An 18173-nucleotide genomic window follows, 5' to 3' on the forward strand; every position below is an offset into this window, starting at 1 on the left:
TAAAGGCCGTCTGAAAATTTTTCAGACGGCCTATGGTGCTTGTATTTACTTATTACAAACTGTTTTTTGTCATGACCTATCCGATTCCCAAACCCCGTGAAAAATCCCGTTGGCTCAATCTTTCGCAAGGATCGCTGCCCTTGGCTTTGGCGCGTTATCTGCCGCATAAGCAGCTCAAAGTCGTGCTAACCCAAGATGCGGAACAGGCGCTACGCCTTCAGACGGCCTGGCTATTTTTCCGTCCGCACGATACGGCGGTGTTTCTGCCGGACTGGGAAACGCTGCCTTACGAGCGTTTTTCACCGCATCAGGATTTGGTGTCGGAGCGCTTGTCGGCATTGTGGCAGATTAAGAGCGGCGCGGCGGACGTGTTGTTCGTGCCGGTTGCCACGGCGATGCAGAAGCTGCCGCCCGTGCCGTTTCTGGCAGGACGCACATTTTGGCTGAAAACGGGGCAGACTTTGGATATAGGCCGTCTGAAAAGTGATTTGGTGGATGCAGGTTACAACCATGTGTCCCATGTTGTTGCAGCGGGCGAGTTTGCAGTGCGCGGCGGCATTGTCGATTTGTTCCCGATGGGCAGCGAAATGCCCTACCGCATCGATTTGTTCGACGATGAAATCGACAGCATCAAAACCTTTGATACGGACACGCAGCGCACCATCTCCCCCGTTTCCGAAATCCGCCTGCTGCCGGCGCACGAGTTCCCCACCGACAGCGAGGCGCAAAAAATCTTCCGCAGCCGCTTCCGCGAGGAAGTCGATGGCAATCCGAACGATGCCGCCGTGTACAAAGCCGTCAGCAACGGCCACTTCGGCGCGGGCGTGGAATACTATCTGCCGCTGTTTTTTGAAAACGAGCTGGAAACGCTGTTTGACTATATCGGCGAGGATGCGCTGTTTGTCTCTTTGGGCGATGTTCATGCCGAGGCAAACCGCTTTTGGAGCGACGTCAAATCGCGTTACGCCATGGCGCAGGGCGATGAAACCTATCCGCCTTTGCTTCCACAGTATTTGTATCTCTCTGCTGATGTCTTTGCAGGCCGTCTGAAAAATTATGGTCAGGTATTGCCGGATATTTTTGGTGATGAACATACGTTGCCAAACGTGGCCGTCAACCGCCAAGCAGATGAACCGTTGCAGGCATTAAAGGATTTTCAGACGGCCTTTGACGGACGGATTTTGCTGTGTGCCGAAAGTTTGGGACGGCGCGAAACCATGCTCGGTTTCTTGCAGCAAAACGGCTTAAAAGCCAAAAGCGTGTCCGACTGGCAGAGCTTTTTGTCGGCGCATGAGCCGCTGATGATTACAGTGGCACCGTTGGCTTACGGGTTTAAATTAGAAGATCAAAACATCGCGGTCATTACCGAATCCGATCTTTATCAATATGTTGCCCGCTCGCGCAAACATTATCGTAAGAAACACGCCGCCGTTTCAGACGGCCTGTTGCGCGACCTTGCCGAAATCAATATCGGCGATCCTGTTGTACACGAAGAACACGGCATCGGCCGATATATGGGCTTGGTCACAATGGACTTGGGCGACGAAACCAACGAAATGATGTTGCTCGAATATGTGGGCGAAGCGCAGCTTTATGTACCTGTTTCGCAGCTGCATTTAATCAGCCGCTACTCCGGTCAGGCGCATGAAAACGTTACTTTGCACAAGCTCGGCAGTGGTGCGTGGAACAAGGCGAAGCGCAAAGCCGCCGAAAAAGCGCGCGATACCGCCGCCGAATTGCTCAACCTCTACGCCCAACGCGCCGCCCAATCAGGACACAAGTTTGAAATCAACGAGATGGACTATCAGGCGTTTGCCGACGGTTTCGGCTACGAAGAAACCGAAGACCAAGCCGCCGCCATTGCCGCCGTGATTAAAGATTTGACGCAGGCGAAGCCGATGGACCGCCTTGTGTGCGGCGATGTCGGTTTCGGCAAAACCGAAGTCGCCCTGCGCGCCGCGTTTGTGGCGGTGATGGGCGGCAAACAGGTCGCCGTACTCGCCCCGACCACGCTTCTGGTCGAGCAGCATGCGCAAAACTTTGCCGACCGCTTCGCCGATTTCCCCGTGAAAGTCGCCAGCCTTTCACGTTTCAACAACAGCAAAGCCACCAAAGCCGCGCTGGAAGGTATGGCGGACGGTACGGTCGATATTGTTATCGGCACGCACAAATTGGTGCAGGACGACATCAAATTCAAAAACTTAGGTTTAGTCATCATCGACGAAGAACACCGCTTCGGCGTGCGCCAGAAAGAGCAGCTCAAACGCCTGCGCGCCAATGTCGACATCCTTACCATGACCGCCACACCGATTCCGCGCACCCTCAGCATGGCGCTCGAAGGTCTACGCGACTTTTCGCTGATTACCACCGCGCCCAGCCGCCGCCTCGCCGTCAAGACCTTTGTCAAACCCTTCAGCGAAGGCAGCGTGCGTGAAGCCGTATTGCGCGAACTCAAACGCGGCGGACAGGTATTTTTCCTGCACAATGAAGTGGATACGATTGAGAATATGCGTGAGCGGCTGGAAACCCTGCTGCCCGAAGCCCGCATCGGCGTGGCGCACGGACAACTGCGCGAGCGCGAGCTGGAACAAGTCATGCGCGACTTTTTACAGCAACGATTTAACGTGTTGCTCTGTTCCACCATCATCGAAACCGGCATCGACATCCCCAACGCCAACACCATCATCATCAACCGCGCCGACAAATTCGGACTGGCTCAACTGCACCAGCTTCGCGGGCGCGTCGGCCGCAGCCACCACCAAGCCTACGCCTACCTGCTCACGCCCGAATACATCACCAAAGACGCAGAAAAACGCCTCGACGCCATCGCGGCGGCAGACGAACTCGGCGCAGGTTTCACCCTTGCCATGCAGGATTTGGAAATCCGCGGCGCAGGCGAAATCCTAGGCGAAGGGCAAAGCGGCGAAATGATACAGGTCGGCTTCACGCTCTACACCGAAATGCTCAAACAAGCCGTGCGCGACCTCAAAAAAGGCCGCCAGCCCGACCTCGACGCACCGCTGGGCATTACCACAGAAATCAAACTGCACAGCCCGGCATTATTGCCTGAAGACTACTGCCCCGACATTCACGAGCGCCTCGTCCTCTACAAACGCCTCGCCGTCTGCGAAACCGTGCAGCAAATCAACGCTATACACGAAGAACTCGTCGACCGCTTCGGCCTACCTGAACAACCCGTCAAAACCCTCATTGAAAGCCACCATTTACGGCTTGCGGCAAAAGAATTGGGTATCGATGCCATTGATGCGACCAGCGAAGCGGTAACGGTAACCTTTGGAAAAAACAACAATGTCGATCCAACCGAAATCATCCTGCTGATTCAAAACGACAATAAATACCGCCTTGCCGGCGCGGATAAGCTGCGATTTACCGGGGAGATGGAAAATATCGAAGTGCGGATTAATACAGTGAAGAACGTATTGAAGACTTTGAAAGAAAGGGTAATGGTTAAGTAAGGAAGGAGGAAAAAAGGCCGTCTGAAAAAGGTGCAGGCTGCTTTTTAAGGTGTTGAAACAGCAAAAAAGTAGTCTGCACTAGGCTATATTATTAATTATTTTATTATAATTTATGCATATGGGGCGTAACATGGATAATTTGCTACTGAATTTATTATTTTCTTTTTTATTATTCTTTATATCAAATTGGTTTGGTAAGAGATCAATAAAATTTGGATATCACCAATTGTCATTTGACAGTAGTGAAGAACAACTTATATTTAATATATTATATCGATCTTTTACTCCTGTTGTTTTCATATTAGTAGTATCAGTTTTTTTAGATAAAATAAATCTTTTTTATTTGACAAAAAATATTTATATAACAACAATATTTTATTTCTTAATCAGATTTATTTTTATCTTAATCATAGGCAGATTAAAAATTACGAACTGGGTAAAATATATTCTAACAGCTTTTATTTCTATATTTATCTCATACATTGTTTATAAAAATTTTATTGAAAAAAGATACTTCCCTTTGCCAACGGAACAAGAAATTACAACAGCATTGTGGTTTGCGATTATTGGTTATATATATAAAGTTATTAAAGATATTTCAATATCATCTTTGGATAATAATAGGAAATTAAATTATGTAAAGCATAAGCACGATCGTTTTTCTCATAAATATGGTTCTATTATTGAAAAAGCAATTGGGACTGATATAGATAATAGCATTATTGAAAAACAAAAAGCATTAATATATTCGATTTTAATTTATGAAGACTTTAATAGACATATATTATGTAGGTTTATGGAAAGATTACTTTTTGGGACTGGTAGAATTAAAACATCTGGCATTATGCAGGTAACTTCAGACGTATATTTATCTAATCAAGATAGCGTAAAAAAAGGGGCATGTATCTTAATTGAAAAATATAACGAAGTGTACAAAGATAAATATAATGATACTCAAGATAAAAATCACAGCCTATATGCAGCCAGAAGAGAGAGTATTAAACATTATAATTCTGATATATCATATATTAATGAGGTTGAGTCGATTTATAATTTATTAGAAGTTATATATCCGAAATCTTCAGATATATATGAATGTGATGGTGAGTAATTAGTAAGTCATATAATGTAAATTAATTACTTCAGTAGCGTCAAACAAAGAATGCGGTAGCATGCATAAAACCTTTAGGTGTGTGTGTACGGTATGCACGCATGTGGATTTTAAGTGAAAATACAGAAACAGTATGAAATAAAGGCCGTCTGAAAATACTGAAACTATCAGTTTTGAAAATCAAACCTAAGGTTACTAAATCGATCAGGGAATTATTATGAAAATGAGGGCAATGATGCTGGGTGTGACAGGCTTGATATTATCCGGTTGCTTTTTCTCTAATGATGAAATTAAGTTGGAAGATATTTGGAATTTCAAAGTTGCTGTCAATGAAGCTAAGGGGAATAGGCAGGTGCATTTGACAGGCTTATTAGGCAATAGTGCAATGGGTATTTCAGATATCAAAACAACTAGTCGCAACGATGAGCTGAATATTACTTTATTTCAAAAATTAGCAGGTTCGGAATACTCAGGAACATTAGATAAAGAAATTGCTCTTGAAAACAATATCAAGAAGATTACTTATGGTTCTAAACATGAGATTATATGGCAAGACTAAAAATACAATAAAGGCCGTCTGAAAAAGATTCAGACGGCCTTTAAAATTATAAATGGATAGATTTTTGGGCTATCCTATTTCGGCAACATTTCAAGATTTTTCTGCACAGAAAAAAGAATACAGCAACTGTATCATCTCGGTTACCCTAGGATCCGTAATGTAATATTGCCGTTCCCGATGGTTCACTTCAAACGATACCAAACCGGCTTCACGCAGTAGTGCTAATTGGCTGGACATTGCCGCTTGCGGCAGTCCGGATGATTCAGCCAATTCGGTTACATTATGCGACCTTTCATGTAGTTTGCACAATACGGCGAGGCGGTTGGGATTGGCCAGAAGTTTGAGAAAAGCGGCGGCTTCTTCGTAGGGTGGTTGATTGTCGGCAATGGTCATTTTTCACGCTTTTCGGCAAATGAGGAGGTCGAATTATCAGTCATAATGTCCTTAGCAGCAACTTTCAGACGGCCTTTGCTTAATGGTTCCATGGCATTTTGGCCAGCAGGCGAGCCATGCCGCAGAATCCGGTTAGTCCGGCCGTTAACAGACCTGCGCCGACCATCACGTCTATCAGATAAAACCAAGGCGATACCAGCCAACCTGCCAGCACACCCAACAGAATCAAACTGCCCGCTATGGTTTGCACCTGTCGCATGATGTCCGGTGCGGCACGGTCGGCAACAATAGGAAGCCCTGCAGCTTTCCATGCCTGTAAGCCGCCTTCTAGAATATAGCATTCTCGACCTTGGCCAAGCGCTGACAATATAGTTTCTGCCTGAGTTGTACGTTTGCCGCTCAGACAATAAAAAATCAGGCACGAGGCTGAATTATTGGGCAGTCTGTCTCGCTGCTGTTCAGGCGGAAGGGATAATGCACCGCCAATATGCCCGCCCCGATATTCGGCTTGGCTTCGGATGTCCACTGCCAACGCGCCCTCACGGATTTTTGCCATTGCTTCGGAAGGCGTAATTCGCGGGAGTTGTCCGACCGTACTCATGTTTTGCCTTCGTTATTTTTTGTTGATGCGGCAGGTGTTGATGCCCAATAAGCTGTACAGCGCGCAGTTGCCAATCAGTGCTGTACCCAGGGGGATGATGCCCAGCCAACCCCACCAGCCAATTTGTCCGGTAGCGGCTGCAGCAATCAGCGCTACACCGATAACAATACGGATTACGCGATCCAAAGTACCCAAGTTTCGTTTCATTTTATTGCTCCTTGTTTCGGAATGGATTGTCTATAAATAAACATATATAATAAAAATCATATATGAGAAATATTATAGCTTTAAAAATGACTTTGTCAAATGGTTTACAGCAAAAGTGTAATTAATATTTGCATTGTATTTTTTAAACACACAAATAGAATCAATCTCCAACGGCATAGTTAAATGTAAAAATACAGCCTTTATTTTTTCAGACGGCACTGGGGATGATCTTATTTATATTGGAAAAATGAGTAGTCAGTTTTCAGAAGGAATCAAATCATGACCGATTCGGAAAAGAAGCCCAATGGAGACGATTTGAAGACTGGGTAATCCGTTGTGTAACTGGCAAGGGAAGAAAACAATTTAAAATCAAATTGTTTACGAATTATAAAAGGCCGTCTGAAAATTGAATTTCAGACGGCCTTTAATTTCTTTATAACGTCGTTCGTATCATCAGAAACGATAGTTCACGCCCAAGGCAAACTCGCGGCCGCGTTCGTAGAATGGGACGCGTCCGTTGCCGTCGGGGAAGCGTTGGCTGTGCGAACGGTATTGCTTGTTGCCGATGTTGTTGACAGCGAAGTTGACGTTCAGGTTGTCTTTTTTCAGAGGCTGCCAGTTGGCGTAGATGTCGTGTACGCCGTAGCCTGATTTCTTGCCGTGTATCGTGCCTTGTCCGCGGGCAACGTCGGTGTATTTCACGCTTTGGGCATAGCGGCCGCGCCAGCCGATTTCGAGTTTGGGGTTTTCAAACTGATAAGACAGGCCGGTCAGCCATTGGCGGCCGGTGTTCCAGAAGGTGAACGAGCTTTCGTGGTCTTCTGCTTTAACCGGGCTATCGCCGTAGTACATTTCGCCGTTCAGACGGGGTTTGACGTAGGACACGCCGGCTCGCGCGGTCAGGCCGCCCCAACGGTAGGACGCGTCAAGTTCGTAGCCGTAGGTTTTGAGCGTGCCGCCGTTGTAAATCTTGCCGCGTTCGGTGATGGAGGCGGTGTTGTTGTTGATTTTTGCCCAACGATAGACGATGAGGTCTTTGATGCGTTGGTGGAACACGCTGCCACTGACGTTGAAGTTGTCGTTGCGCCATTTGAAGCCTAATTCGGCACGGCGGGCGGTTTCGGCTTTGAGGTTGCTGTCCAAATCGGCGGCGGCGCCTGCGCGTTCGTTAGCTAACAGGGCTTCGTTCAGGCGGGGCGCACGGCTTGCCTGATTGAGGTTTGCCAAGAGGGAAAAGTTGTCGTTGATGTCCCAAATCGCGCTGATGCTGGGGTTGAGCTGACCGTGCGATGCGCTTTGTTTGCTGGCGGCGTTGTATTTAAAATGGTCGTAACGCAGGCCGGTGGTCAGGGTAACGGGGTTCAAGTTCCAAATACCTTCCGCGTACACGCCGTATTCGGCTTTTTTCTCTTTGTCGCGGTCATACAGGCCGAGAATCTTCAGCCACGCGCCTTTATCGGACGGCTCGGAGGTTTCGTGGCGGTAGTTGACGCCGTATTTCACCATGTGTCCGTCGCCGAAGGAGCTGGCGAGGTTCAGATTTGCGCCGGTCGCTTTGATTTTGCTTAGCTCAAGCTGACCGATGGGAACGCCGCCTTGTGCCGTGCCGGAAGCTTGGGCTTTTGGAGAAGGAGCGCCTTTAGGAGGCTTGGTGTCGTCGGTATTGATTTGGAAGACATTAGCGTCGATTTTGTCGATAAAGCCGACGTTGCGGCCACGGTATTCCAGATTGTAGGTCTGCTCTTTTTGATAAGTGCCGTCCACGCCGATGTAGCTGTCAACGTTTTGGAACTCGGCTTTGTCGGTGCGGTTGCCTTTTTGGTATTCCTGACGGTAGGTCAGGCGGATGCCGTGGTCGTCGTTGAAATCGTAGCCGAGTTTGGCGAGGTAGCTGTGTTGTTTCAGATGGCTGCCGAGGTTGACATTGCCGTTGCCGTCTTTGTAGTCATGGTTGTTGAGGAAGTTGCCTGCAAACAGAGCATCGAAGCCGTTTTGATAGCCGTAAACCGCTGCGCTGCCGGTTGAGCCTTTATTGCTGCTCAAGCCTGCGCCCAGTTTGAAACCGAAAGGTTTGCCGTCTGTCAGCAGGTCTTTTGCGTCAACCGTTGTTACGCGGATGGTACCGCCGACCGCACCCAAACCCGCGCTCGCCGCGCCTGTGCCTTTTTCGACGTTGATGCTTTTCACCAAAGCAGGATCAAGCTGGAAGCGGCTTTGGTGGTGGAAGATTTTTGTGGATTGGCTGGTGTTGTCGACTTCTAGGTTAATTTTGTCTTCACCAACGCCGCGGATGCTGTAAAACTGTGCTACGCCGTTGCCGCCACCGACATCCATACCGATTTGGTCTTTCATGACTTGTTTTAAATCGGTCGAAATTTCGCGGTCGAGCTGGTTGCGGGTTACACGAGTCGGTACGGCAGTACCGGTGACCTTAATTTCATTCAGCTCGGCAGTTTCTGCGGGTTGCAAATTTTCGGCATGAGCGAAGCTTGTTGATAATGCGAGTGTAATGATACTAAGGCGGAATACAGGAGAGGAGACCTTATTCATGATTTTTCCTAAGTAAAAAATTGACTGTTTATTCTAATTGTTGTAATAATGATTATCAAATTCTTAATGGATATTAATAAATACATTCTGTTTTATTCCAGTCTCAAATTAATAGGATTTTTATAAAAATCAATTAGTTTATATTTTAGTTAAATTTAGTAAAGATTCTTTGGCTGAGAAAGGGGTTGAGTCTTACTTTTTCCGAGAGGGAGAGAAGGGATAGCTTGAATATCTGTCAATAAAGAATTTTGTCTATCAGTATTTTATTTAAAAGGCCGTCTGAAAAATATTTTTCAGACGGCCTAAATATTTATGTTTTACAGTAAAGGGCTCATTAGACGGACGGCATTTTCCACGAGGCCGCGGAGTTTGGAGCGTTGTTGCCATGATTTGATGGCAATGTAGCTGCTGTTTTTAAGGTAGCCGCGTTGCAGGTGGCAGATTTGTTTGGTGGTGTCGCGATCGTAGATGGCAAGGCTGATTTCGAGGTTGAGGAAGAAGCTGCGCATGTCCATGTTGACCGTGCCGAAGAGGGAGTAGTCTTCGTCAATAGTCATGGTTTTGGCATGTAAGAGCCCACCTTCAAACATGGCGATTTTAACGCCGGCTTCCAGCAACATAGGGTAGTAGGCGCGTGAGGCATAGCGCACCATCAGTGAATCGACTTTGGCAGGCAGTATCAGGGTCACTTTGACGCCGCGTTTGGCGGCAACGGTTAACGCCATGAGAAGCGGCTCGTCGGGGACGAAGTAGGGGGTGGTAATCGTGATTTGTTTGGTGGCGGTATAGATGGCGCTGATGATGGTTTCGTAAATGACAAAGCTGCCTTGCTCGGGGGCGGATGGAATGATTTGGGCAACAATATCGCCTTGCTGCATTTTTTCAGGAAGGATTTTGGGCAGCAGGCTTTGGGCTTGATTGAGGTATGTTTGTACGTTTTGGAGGTTTTCATCGGTTTCGACGGCGAGGTCGGCGAAGAAGACGGCAGACAGTTCCAAAACCATAGGCCCTGTGCAACGCATCATGGCATCTATCCATTCTCCGACGCCGGAGTTTTGTTTGAAATAGCGTGGATCGACAAGGTTGAAGCTGCCTGTGTAACCGATTTTGCTGTCGATAACAAGGATTTTGCGGTGGTTGCGCAGGTCGGTGCGCGTGAATAACGTACGCCAAATGCCGACAGGCAATGAGGTATGTACTTCAATGCCTGCTTGGCGCAGTATCTCTACCCAATCGCTTTCAAGAAAGCTCCTGCTGCCGACGGCATCGGCCAGTATGGCGCAGTCTACGCCTCTGGCTTTGGCGGCAAGAATTTCATTTAAAATTTCTTCGATGCGGCCTTTGGGCTCGATAATGTAAAAGGCCAGCAGGCAGGAATGGGTTGCGGCGCGTATGTCTGCAAGCATGCTGTCGATGATGGCATCGGTGGTCGAGAGCAGATTCATGGCGTTGCCTTTGGTTGCACCCAGCCCCGTTCCTTTTTCGGCAACTTTACTGATACCGTGGTAACGTGATTTGACTTGGTCGGCAATGTCGAGATAGATATCGGCTAGATGGGTGGCGGCAAAGTTGCGGTAGAAGCGGTTCATTTCGCCGGTACGTTTGGCGCGGGCCGTGCCGAGACGAGGCTCGCCGATTAGGATGTAGGCGATGGTTCCGAATACGGGGAAAAGGAATAGGATAATCAGCCAGGCAAAGGTTGAGCCGATGTTTTTTTGTTTGTACAACACGCGCAGCATGCAGATGAGTGCGGCGCAGGTGTGGGCGAAGATAAAAATTTCGGTCCAGGTAATGTCTTTTAAAAAATTCATATTCGGTAGCGGGAGTAGATGTGTTTTAAGTTTGAAGGTGTCAGCTGATAAGCTTCAAATATTAAGTATATAGAAAAACTGTCTAAAAACAAATTTACACGATAATCGTGTTTTTGCTTTCAGACGGCCTTTGAGTTGCTTTAATTAACGGTGATACTGACGGGACAGTTCGTGTACGGTATCGACCAAAATTTTAGCGTGTTCCGGATTGGCGTGTTGGTTGATGCCGTGGCCGAGGTTGAATATATGGCCGCTGCCGTTGCCGTAGTCGGCGAGGATGCGTGCGACCTCGGTGCGGATAGATTCCGGTGTACCGAAGAGGGCAAACGGGTCGAAGTTGCCTTGCAGGGCAACTTGTTCGCCGACGCGACGGCGGGCTTCGCCGATGTTGCAGGTCCAGTCCAGGCCCAATGCGTCTGCGCCGATTTCTGCCATGCTTTCCAGCCATAAGCCGCCGCCTTTGGCAAATACGATGACGGGAACGCGGCGGCCTTCGCTTTCGCGTTTGAGTCCGGCGACGATTTGTCGGATGTACTTCAGGCTGAATTCTTTAAATGCGGCATCGCTCAACACGCCACCCCAAGTGTCGAAAATTTGTACGGCTTGTGCGCCGGCATCGATTTGGGCGTTGAGATAAGCGGTAACGGCTTGGGCATTGGTGTCGAGGATTTTATGCAGTAAATCAGGGCGCGAATACATCATGGTTTTGATGGTGCGGAATTCTTTGCTGCTGCCGCCTTCAACCATGTAGCAGGCGAGTGTGAACGGGCTGCCTGAGAAGCCAATCAGCGGAACTCGGCCGCCCAGTGCTTTACGGATGGAAGTTACGGCATCAAAGACGTATTGTAGTTTTTCCATGTCGGGAACTTGCAGTTTTGCAATGTCGGCTTCGTGTTGCAAAGCGCGTTCAAATTTTGGGCCTTCGCCTTCGGCAAAATACAGGCCCAAACCCATGGCATCGGGAACGGTCAGAATATCGGAAAACAGAATTGCCGCGTCCAGATCAAAACGTTCTAAAGGTTGGATGGTGACTTCAGTCGCCAGCTCGGTGTTTTTGCATAAATCGAGAAAGCTGCCTGCGCGTGCGCGTGTGGCTTTGTATTCAGGCAGATAGCGTCCGGCTTGGCGCATCATCCAGATGGGAGTGTATTCGACAGGCTGTTTGAGTAGGGCGCGGAGGAAAGTATCGTTTTTCAGAGCAGTCATGATAAATAGGCTTTCTGATTTGGTGTGTTGGACAAAGTTCAGACGGCCTTAGATATGTATTGAGGCCGTCTGAAATGATTAAATGGTTGGTTCTGTTGTAGATTTCATATTATCGCTTAATGCGAAATCAGCACATCAATTTGGCTGAGGAAGGGCTGCCGGATGTTCTTCTTCGGCCACGCTTTCCAAAACCAGATTGCGTTGTTCTTGTGCTTTTTGTGGTTGATCGGTTTCATCAAACACGCGAGCCAAGACCAAATGTGCGGGTACGCTGGGTTGCAGGGCGATGCTGGCTTCGAGATAGCCTTGGGCTTTGCCCCAAAGTTTGCGTCCGTAAGCCAGTTGGCCAAGATACATCAACAGCGGTGCATTGTCGGGTTGTTCCTGCAACCAAGAGTCTGCCAAGTCGATGGCTTTTTGTTGCTCGCGCTCGCTTAGGAAACGCACGGATTCGACAAATGCTTCCAAGAGCTCAGGCTGGCGGGTTTGCGGATAATGGGTTTTGACCCATTTGACCGCTTCGGCATACAAGCCCAAACGCTCGTATTTTTCGGCAATCGCGACGCACAATTCGCCAGACTTCACACTTTCGGGAATCTGTTTCAAACAGGCTTTCAGACGGCCTGCATCGGTTACTTCGCTTAAGAGGCGGCGATATGCCCAGTTTTGATACTGTTCGGCTTCGTAATCGTTGATGGCTCCGGCTTTGACCAGTTTTTCTGCTTTTGCCAAGACATCTGAAGCATCGCCATGATCAAAGGCATAACGTAATTGCAGACGGACCAAGCGGCTTAAGTTGCTATTGATTTTTGCTGCTGCTTCAAGGTTTTGTGCGGCAGTCGGATAATCGCGGCGGCTCAGTGCAGATTCGGCCAGCAAAAGATGACGGGAAAGTTGCTGCTTTTGTGGAAGGTGTTCGATTTCGTACAGATAGCGGTCGCGCAATTCGAAGTTTTCCATTTGGTCGGCCGCGTGCGCGCCTAACATCAAAGCCAGAGTGCGGTTGTCGCCTGCTTCTTTATTATGCAAGACTTTGGCGGCTTCTTGTTCGGCTTTTTCAAAACGGCCTTCAAAATATGCCAGACCTGCGCTGTTCAAAGAGGCAGAAGCCTGACGGCCTTTGCGGGCAATGCCGAAGCGTTGCATACGCGCCGGAATGTTCAAGAGGCCAAACACGAATTTTATCAGGAAATACAAGACGAATACGCTCAACAGCAGGCCTAAAACAAAGGCATGCAGATTGATACGCAGCATGGTTTGTTCAACCACGACGTACACGTTGCCGGTATAAATGCCGGAAGCCAATGCTAAACCGACGGCGGCGGCAAACAGAATGACAATCCAAACGACGGTTTTCATGCTTGCTCTCCTTTAATTTTGGCAGCAGGCTTGGTTTGGTTTTGTGGTTTGGCAGCAGGCTTGGTTTGGTTTTGTGGTTTGGCAGCTTCAGCGGCCGGTTCTTTTTTGTTTTCAGACGGCAATGCAGGTGCTTCAAGAGATTGAGGGGCAGAAGCGGCAGCCGGTGCGGCAGTTGTGGCTTGCTCGGTAGTCGCAGCCGGAGCGGAAGCGGTTTTGTCGGCAGCTTGGGTTTGCGTAGCTTCTTCGGTCGTCATTTGTGTACGAGAACCTTCTTGATAAGCGCGAACGGCGCTCAAGCTGGCTTTCAGGCTGTCGTCTGAAATCATGCGGACATCAAGGGCTTTGAGTTCGGCCAACTCTTTCAACCATGACTGGGTAGCAGGGGATTTGCTGTCGAAGTATTGCTTCACGGTTGCTTCAACGTTGTTCAAATCGCTTTGATACACTTCGCCGTTGTGTTGCAACAGGGCAATGCGCGCATCCAAAAGGCGCAGGCGCAGGTTTTCACGGATGAAGTAGGTTTGATCGGGCGAAATCAACATGGCGTCGTTGCTGTCCAGATGACGGACTTCAACCAAGCCTTTGAGGGCATTAAGGGATTTTTCCCATGTGTTTTCCCACCAAGTTCCTGAATTAGCGGCTTCGACAGGCGCGGCACCTGGTTTCAATACGCCATCCAAAACCAAAGGCAGGCCTGAAATACCGGTTTCCAAACGGTCGATACGCAAGGCAGTGGCGGAAATATCGACATAAGGACGGTTTTTCAGCGCAGCCAAATCATTGCTGATGGCTTGCTTGATAGGGATAAGCTCAGGCTGTTCAAAACGGCTTAAGCGACTGTCGATGTGTTCCAATACGCTGACCGCACCTTGTAGGTTGCCTGACAGCATCAATTGTTGCGAAGCAGTGTTCAGCATGGATTCGGCTTCGTCAACCAGCCAGTTGATACGGCCTTTGAGTAACTCTTGATAAGCTTTCTGCGTTTGCAGGATTTGATCACTATTGTTTTTTTGACCGTTGTTCAGGCGGTCTAACTCGGTCTGAATAGCAGTTTGGCGGTTGAGGTTGTCTTTTAAAAGGCTGGCGTTTTCAGATTCGCCCAACGCGGCTTTGTCGATTTTTTGGTTGAATTCGAGCTCTTGGTTTTTTAAAACATTTTGACCCTGTACAAACAGGAATCCGCTCGCGCCTAGGCCAAGCAGTGCCAAGACGATCGCACCTGCGGCCAAGGCTTTGCCGCCAGATTGTTTGATGATAACAGGGGCGTTGTTTTGTGGGAGATTGTTGGACTCGGGCATGCTCGCCTCCACTTGCTGAGGTTGGGTAGGTTTGATTTGTTCAGACGGCCTGGTGTTTTCAGAACGTTCAGGCGCCGGAGCTGCCGTATTGGCAACTTGTTGGGTATCTTTATTGTCTTCGACTGGGTTCACTGCTTGGCTCCTTTGTGGTATGGATGAAAGTGCAGCGGATAAAGAAGTGACGGTTTCTACATGTTTGGCACCGACGATGCGAAGCGCATCGGCAATGCGCGGATGGTGGGTAAAGTATAGCAAGGATTCGAAGAATCGGGAAAATTGCGGCGGAATCTGATGGAAAAATTCGCGCGCGAGCTCGCCGGATGTAACGTAGGCGGCGGCGATGTCTTCAGTTTTAAAGTTCTGCCAATCGATGACGTGTGGCCGTCTGAAATAGATTTCGGCGATGTCGATTTGGAAACCCAGTTCGGTCAGTTTGTCTGCTAGAAAATCACGGCCGCCATGACCTCGAATGATTAAAACTCGGGCATTGGGTGGCAGGTTTTTCCAAATAGGCATTCTCAAGACGGCTTCGCTGTCGTTACCATCTTCGGGAGAGAATACGGGATAGGGGGAGAATTGTGCCAAAGTATGTTGGCTGGTTTGGCCGACGGTAATGTGTACTTTAGGGCCGTCTGAAAAGGTCAGACACGGTACTGCAGTTTCAATAGCGGTCGGGCTGACCCAAAACACCACATCGGCTTGCTTGAATTGTTCGGGAAGTTTTTTTAGCGCCGAATGATCCAACTCTATTTCAATCGGACTCAATACCTGAGCCTGCCAACCGGCTGCATGGCAGGTTTGGATATCTTGCTGTGGACGGTTGGACGGACGGATGATGAGTAGAGTAGGCATAATGTGGGATAAATTATTAAGGTTTAGGCCGTCTGAAAGAAGGGTTTCAGACGGCCTGTTGCTGACGTACGTTATTGATCGACGAATGCGCGCTCAATCAGGTAGTCGCCACGAACACCGGTTTTCGGAGAAACGGTCAGGCCGAATTCGTCCAAGACGCTGCAGGTGTCTTTCAACATGGCAGGGCTGCCGCACAGCATGGCGCGGTCGTCTTGCGGATTGATTTTAGGCAGGCCGATGTCTTCGAAGAGTTTGCCGCTGCGCATCAAATCGGTCAGACGGCCTTGGTGTACATATTCTTCGCGTGAAACGATTGGGTAGTAAATCAGTTTTTCTTTAACCAAGTCGCCCAAGTATTCGTGTTCGGGTAATTCTTTGGTGAAGCGGTCGTAGTATGCCAAGTCTTTTTTGTAGCGTACGCCGTGAACCAAGATGATTTTTTCGAATTGCTCGTAAACATCAGGGTCTTTGGTAATGCTCAAGAAAGGGGCGATACCGGTACCGGTGCTCAAGAGGTAGAGGTGTTTGCCCGGATTCAGGTCGCCGGCAACCAATGTACCGGTCGGTTTTTTACTGATGAGGACATCATCACCGACTTTAAGGTGTTGCAGGCGGCTGGTCAATGGGCCGTCTTGTACTTTAATACTGAAAAATTCCAGATGCTCTTCCCAGTTGGCGGAAGCCACGCTGTATGCGCGCATCAGTGGTTTGCCGTCTACCATCAGGCCGACCATGACGAATTGGCCGTTTTCAAAGCGCAAAGATTCGTCACGGGTGCAGGTGAAAGTGAAGTAAGCGTCGGTCCAGTGGTGTACGGACAAGACTTTCTGGGTGTTGAATGCTGCCATTGATATTTCCTGTCGGATAAGGCCGTCTGAAAAGGATAGGTCGGGGCGGCCAAGGTTAATAAAAAGAATGGAATATGGTGTTCAGCTACTTGCTTGCCGGTTTGGCTGATTTTTCGCTGAGGCTGTGCAGGTCGGAATAGCGTCCACCTGCGTTGATCAATTCATGATGAGTACCTTGTTCGACGACATTGCCTTCGTGCATGACAACAATATTGTCGGCTTTTTCGATGGTCGAAAGTCGGTGGGCAATCACCAATGTGGTACGGTTTTGCATCAGGTTTTCCAATGCAGTTTGTACCAAACGTTCGGATTCATTATCCAATGCACTGGTGGCTTCGTCCAAAATCAAAATCGGCGCATTTTTCAAAAGCGCACGCGCAATGGCGAGGCGTTGACGTTGGCCACCGGACAGTTTTAAACCGTTTTCGCCAACTTCAGTGTGCAGGCCTTGTGGCATTTTTTGGATAAATTCCCAAGCATTCGCGGCTTTTGCAGCATTGATAATTTCTTCTTCACTGAATTTTTCAGCTTGAGCATAGGCAATGTTTTCAGCAATCGTACCATTAAACAGGACAACGTTTTGGCCGACGAAAGCCATGCGGCTGCGTAGGCTTTCGAGTGTATATTCATTGATGTTGATGCCGCCAATCAAGACCTTGCCTTCGTCCGGATTGAGGAAGCGCGGCAACATATTGGCCAAGGTGGTTTTACCGCAGCCTGATGCGCCGACCAATGCAGTCACTTTGCCTTGCGGCACAAGCAGGTTGATGTGGTTCAAGCTATTGCGTTCGGCTTCAGGATAGCGGTGTACAACATCGCAAAATTCGATATCGCCAGGGTTTGGGCTGAGGGTTTGTTTGCCTTCGTTGCTTTCTTCGGGTTGATCCAAAAAGGTGAAGACGCTTTCAGCCGCCGCCAAACCGCGCTGCAGGGATTGCATCACGCCGGTCATGCGTTTGATGGGGTCAAACATCATGATCATGCTCGACAAAAACGACATAAAATCGCCTGCGCTGAAGCCGGAAAGCCCTGCTTGGCGGGCGGCTGCGTAAATAATCGCAGCCAGTGCAACCGAAGCCATCAATTGCGTAATGCCGGTACCGGCAGAGCTGGCGGAAACCTGTTTGAGCAGGTTGCGGCGAACATCATTGGCAATACGGTCGAAGCGGCGGTTTTCATAATCTTGGCCGCCGTAGATTTTTACAACGCGTTCGCCATTAATGCTTTCGCCCAAGACCTGCATCAGCTGGCCAAGATAAATTTGGTTGTTGGCAGACAGTTTGCGCAGGCGTTTGCTGACTGTTTGGATACATACGGCAACAACCGGCAAGATGATAAAAGTAATCAGGGTCAAACGCCAGTTCAGATAAGTCAGCAAGCCCAACAGGCCGACTACGCTCACGCCGTCTTTGGCAATCACAGTAATGACGTTAAACCCTGCATCGGTAATTTGATTGACGTCGTTCAAGATACGAGACATCAAACGGCCGCCGGTATTGCTGCTGAAATACGAAGTCGGCAGGTGCATCATTTTGTTGAACATTTCACCGCGCAAGCGCTGCACTAAGTGGCTGGACAGATACGTTGTGCAATATTCGTTGATGAAGTTAAACAGGCCGCGAACGAAAAACAGCGCCACAATTGCCAGCGGCAACCATGACATGCTTTTCATGTTTTTATCGACAAAACCTTCATTGATCAAAGGTTTGAGCAAGTAACCGAAAGCCGGCATCGTACCGGCGACAATCAGCATGGCCACTACGGAGACGATAAACATCTTCCAATAGCTTTTCAAATATCCAAGCAAGCGCTTGTATAGCTCCCAGTTGGATGTGGCTTGTGTTGTCTGCATATCAATCCAAATTTAGAGCAAACATGCAATTCTAAACGAAAATATCTGTC

13 protein-coding genes and 1 pseudogene are annotated in these 18173 nt (G+C 48.6%); 3 read left to right on the top strand and 11 right to left on the bottom strand.

The window, feature by feature from the left end; genetic code table 11:
- Positions 1–71: 71 nt before the first annotated feature.
- The 3 genes from mfd to ACTHR7_RS01810 all read left to right on the top strand — a co-directional run bounded on the left by mfd (position 72) and on the right by ACTHR7_RS01810 (position 5146).
- Positions 72–3476 carry a transcription-repair coupling factor gene (gene mfd / locus ACTHR7_RS01800; protein WP_293207107.1) on the top strand — a complete coding sequence of 1135 codons (3405 nt, stop codon included), beginning with the start codon at positions 72–74 and terminating at the stop codon, positions 3474–3476.
- A 130-nt stretch (positions 3477–3606) separates the two neighbouring features.
- Positions 3607–4587 carry a hypothetical protein gene (locus ACTHR7_RS01805; RefSeq protein ID WP_440370221.1) on the top strand — a complete coding sequence of 327 codons (981 nt, stop codon included), beginning with the start codon at positions 3607–3609 and terminating at the stop codon, positions 4585–4587.
- Between the two features lie 217 nt (positions 4588–4804).
- Positions 4805–5146: a hypothetical protein gene (locus ACTHR7_RS01810; protein ID WP_070714076.1), complete on the top strand. Its 342-nt coding sequence runs from the start codon at positions 4805–4807 to the stop codon at positions 5144–5146.
- A gap of 90 nt (positions 5147–5236) precedes the next feature.
- On the opposite strand, the gene ACTHR7_RS01815 is transcribed toward ACTHR7_RS01810, so the two are convergent.
- The 11 genes and pseudogenes from ACTHR7_RS01815 to msbA all read right to left on the bottom strand — a co-directional run bounded on the left by ACTHR7_RS01815 (position 5237) and on the right by msbA (position 18123).
- On the bottom strand, positions 5237–5539 hold the full coding sequence (locus ACTHR7_RS01815; protein ID WP_440370222.1) for an ArsR/SmtB family transcription factor: 303 nt from the start codon (positions 5537–5539) through the stop codon (positions 5237–5239).
- 79 nt (positions 5540–5618) lie between these two features.
- Positions 5619–6140, bottom strand: a complete 522-nt coding sequence (locus ACTHR7_RS01820) for a rhodanese-like domain-containing protein (RefSeq protein ID WP_440370223.1) — start codon at positions 6138–6140, stop codon at positions 5619–5621.
- Positions 6141–6152: 12 nt separating this feature from the next.
- The gene (locus ACTHR7_RS01825; protein WP_003685761.1) at positions 6153–6347 is read right to left on the bottom strand and encodes a YgaP family membrane protein; all 195 of its coding nucleotides are present in this window, start codon (positions 6345–6347) and stop codon (positions 6153–6155) included.
- Between the two features lie 453 nt (positions 6348–6800).
- Positions 6801–8897: a TonB-dependent receptor plug domain-containing protein gene (locus ACTHR7_RS01830; RefSeq protein WP_440370224.1), complete on the bottom strand. Its 2097-nt coding sequence runs from the start codon at positions 8895–8897 to the stop codon at positions 6801–6803.
- A gap of 317 nt (positions 8898–9214) precedes the next feature.
- Positions 9215–10708, bottom strand: a complete 1494-nt coding sequence (gene cls, locus ACTHR7_RS01835; protein WP_440370225.1) for a cardiolipin synthase — start codon at positions 10706–10708, stop codon at positions 9215–9217.
- A 144-nt stretch (positions 10709–10852) separates the two neighbouring features.
- Positions 10853–11914 (bottom strand): uroporphyrinogen decarboxylase, encoded by a 1062-nt coding sequence (gene hemE / locus ACTHR7_RS01840; protein WP_440370226.1) that lies wholly within the window; start codon positions 11912–11914, stop codon positions 10853–10855.
- A gap of 135 nt (positions 11915–12049) precedes the next feature.
- Positions 12050–13273, bottom strand: a complete 1224-nt coding sequence (locus ACTHR7_RS01845) for a heme biosynthesis protein HemY (RefSeq protein ID WP_293207889.1) — start codon at positions 13271–13273, stop codon at positions 12050–12052.
- Entirely contained in the window at positions 13270–14571 is a 1302-nt protein-coding gene (locus ACTHR7_RS01850; protein ID WP_440370284.1) for a uroporphyrinogen-III C-methyltransferase, read from the bottom strand. Before ACTHR7_RS01850 ends, ACTHR7_RS01845 begins: the two co-directional genes overlap by 4 nt.
- Before the next feature lie 216 nt (positions 14572–14787).
- Positions 14788–15423: pseudogene (locus ACTHR7_RS01855) on the bottom strand (uroporphyrinogen-III synthase); the annotation flags it as partial.
- Between the two features lie 71 nt (positions 15424–15494).
- On the bottom strand, positions 15495–16271 hold the full coding sequence (locus ACTHR7_RS01860; RefSeq protein ID WP_003679792.1) for a ferredoxin--NADP reductase: 777 nt from the start codon (positions 16269–16271) through the stop codon (positions 15495–15497).
- A gap of 85 nt (positions 16272–16356) precedes the next feature.
- A complete protein-coding gene (gene msbA, locus ACTHR7_RS01865; RefSeq protein ID WP_440370227.1) occupies positions 16357–18123 on the bottom strand; it encodes a lipid A export permease/ATP-binding protein MsbA in 1767 nt (588 codons plus the stop codon).
- Positions 18124–18173 lie beyond the last annotated feature (50 nt).

This window comes from Neisseria sp. P0007.S010, assembly GCF_051962875.1.
GTDB lineage: Bacteria > Pseudomonadota > Gammaproteobacteria > Burkholderiales > Neisseriaceae > Neisseria > Neisseria subflava_A.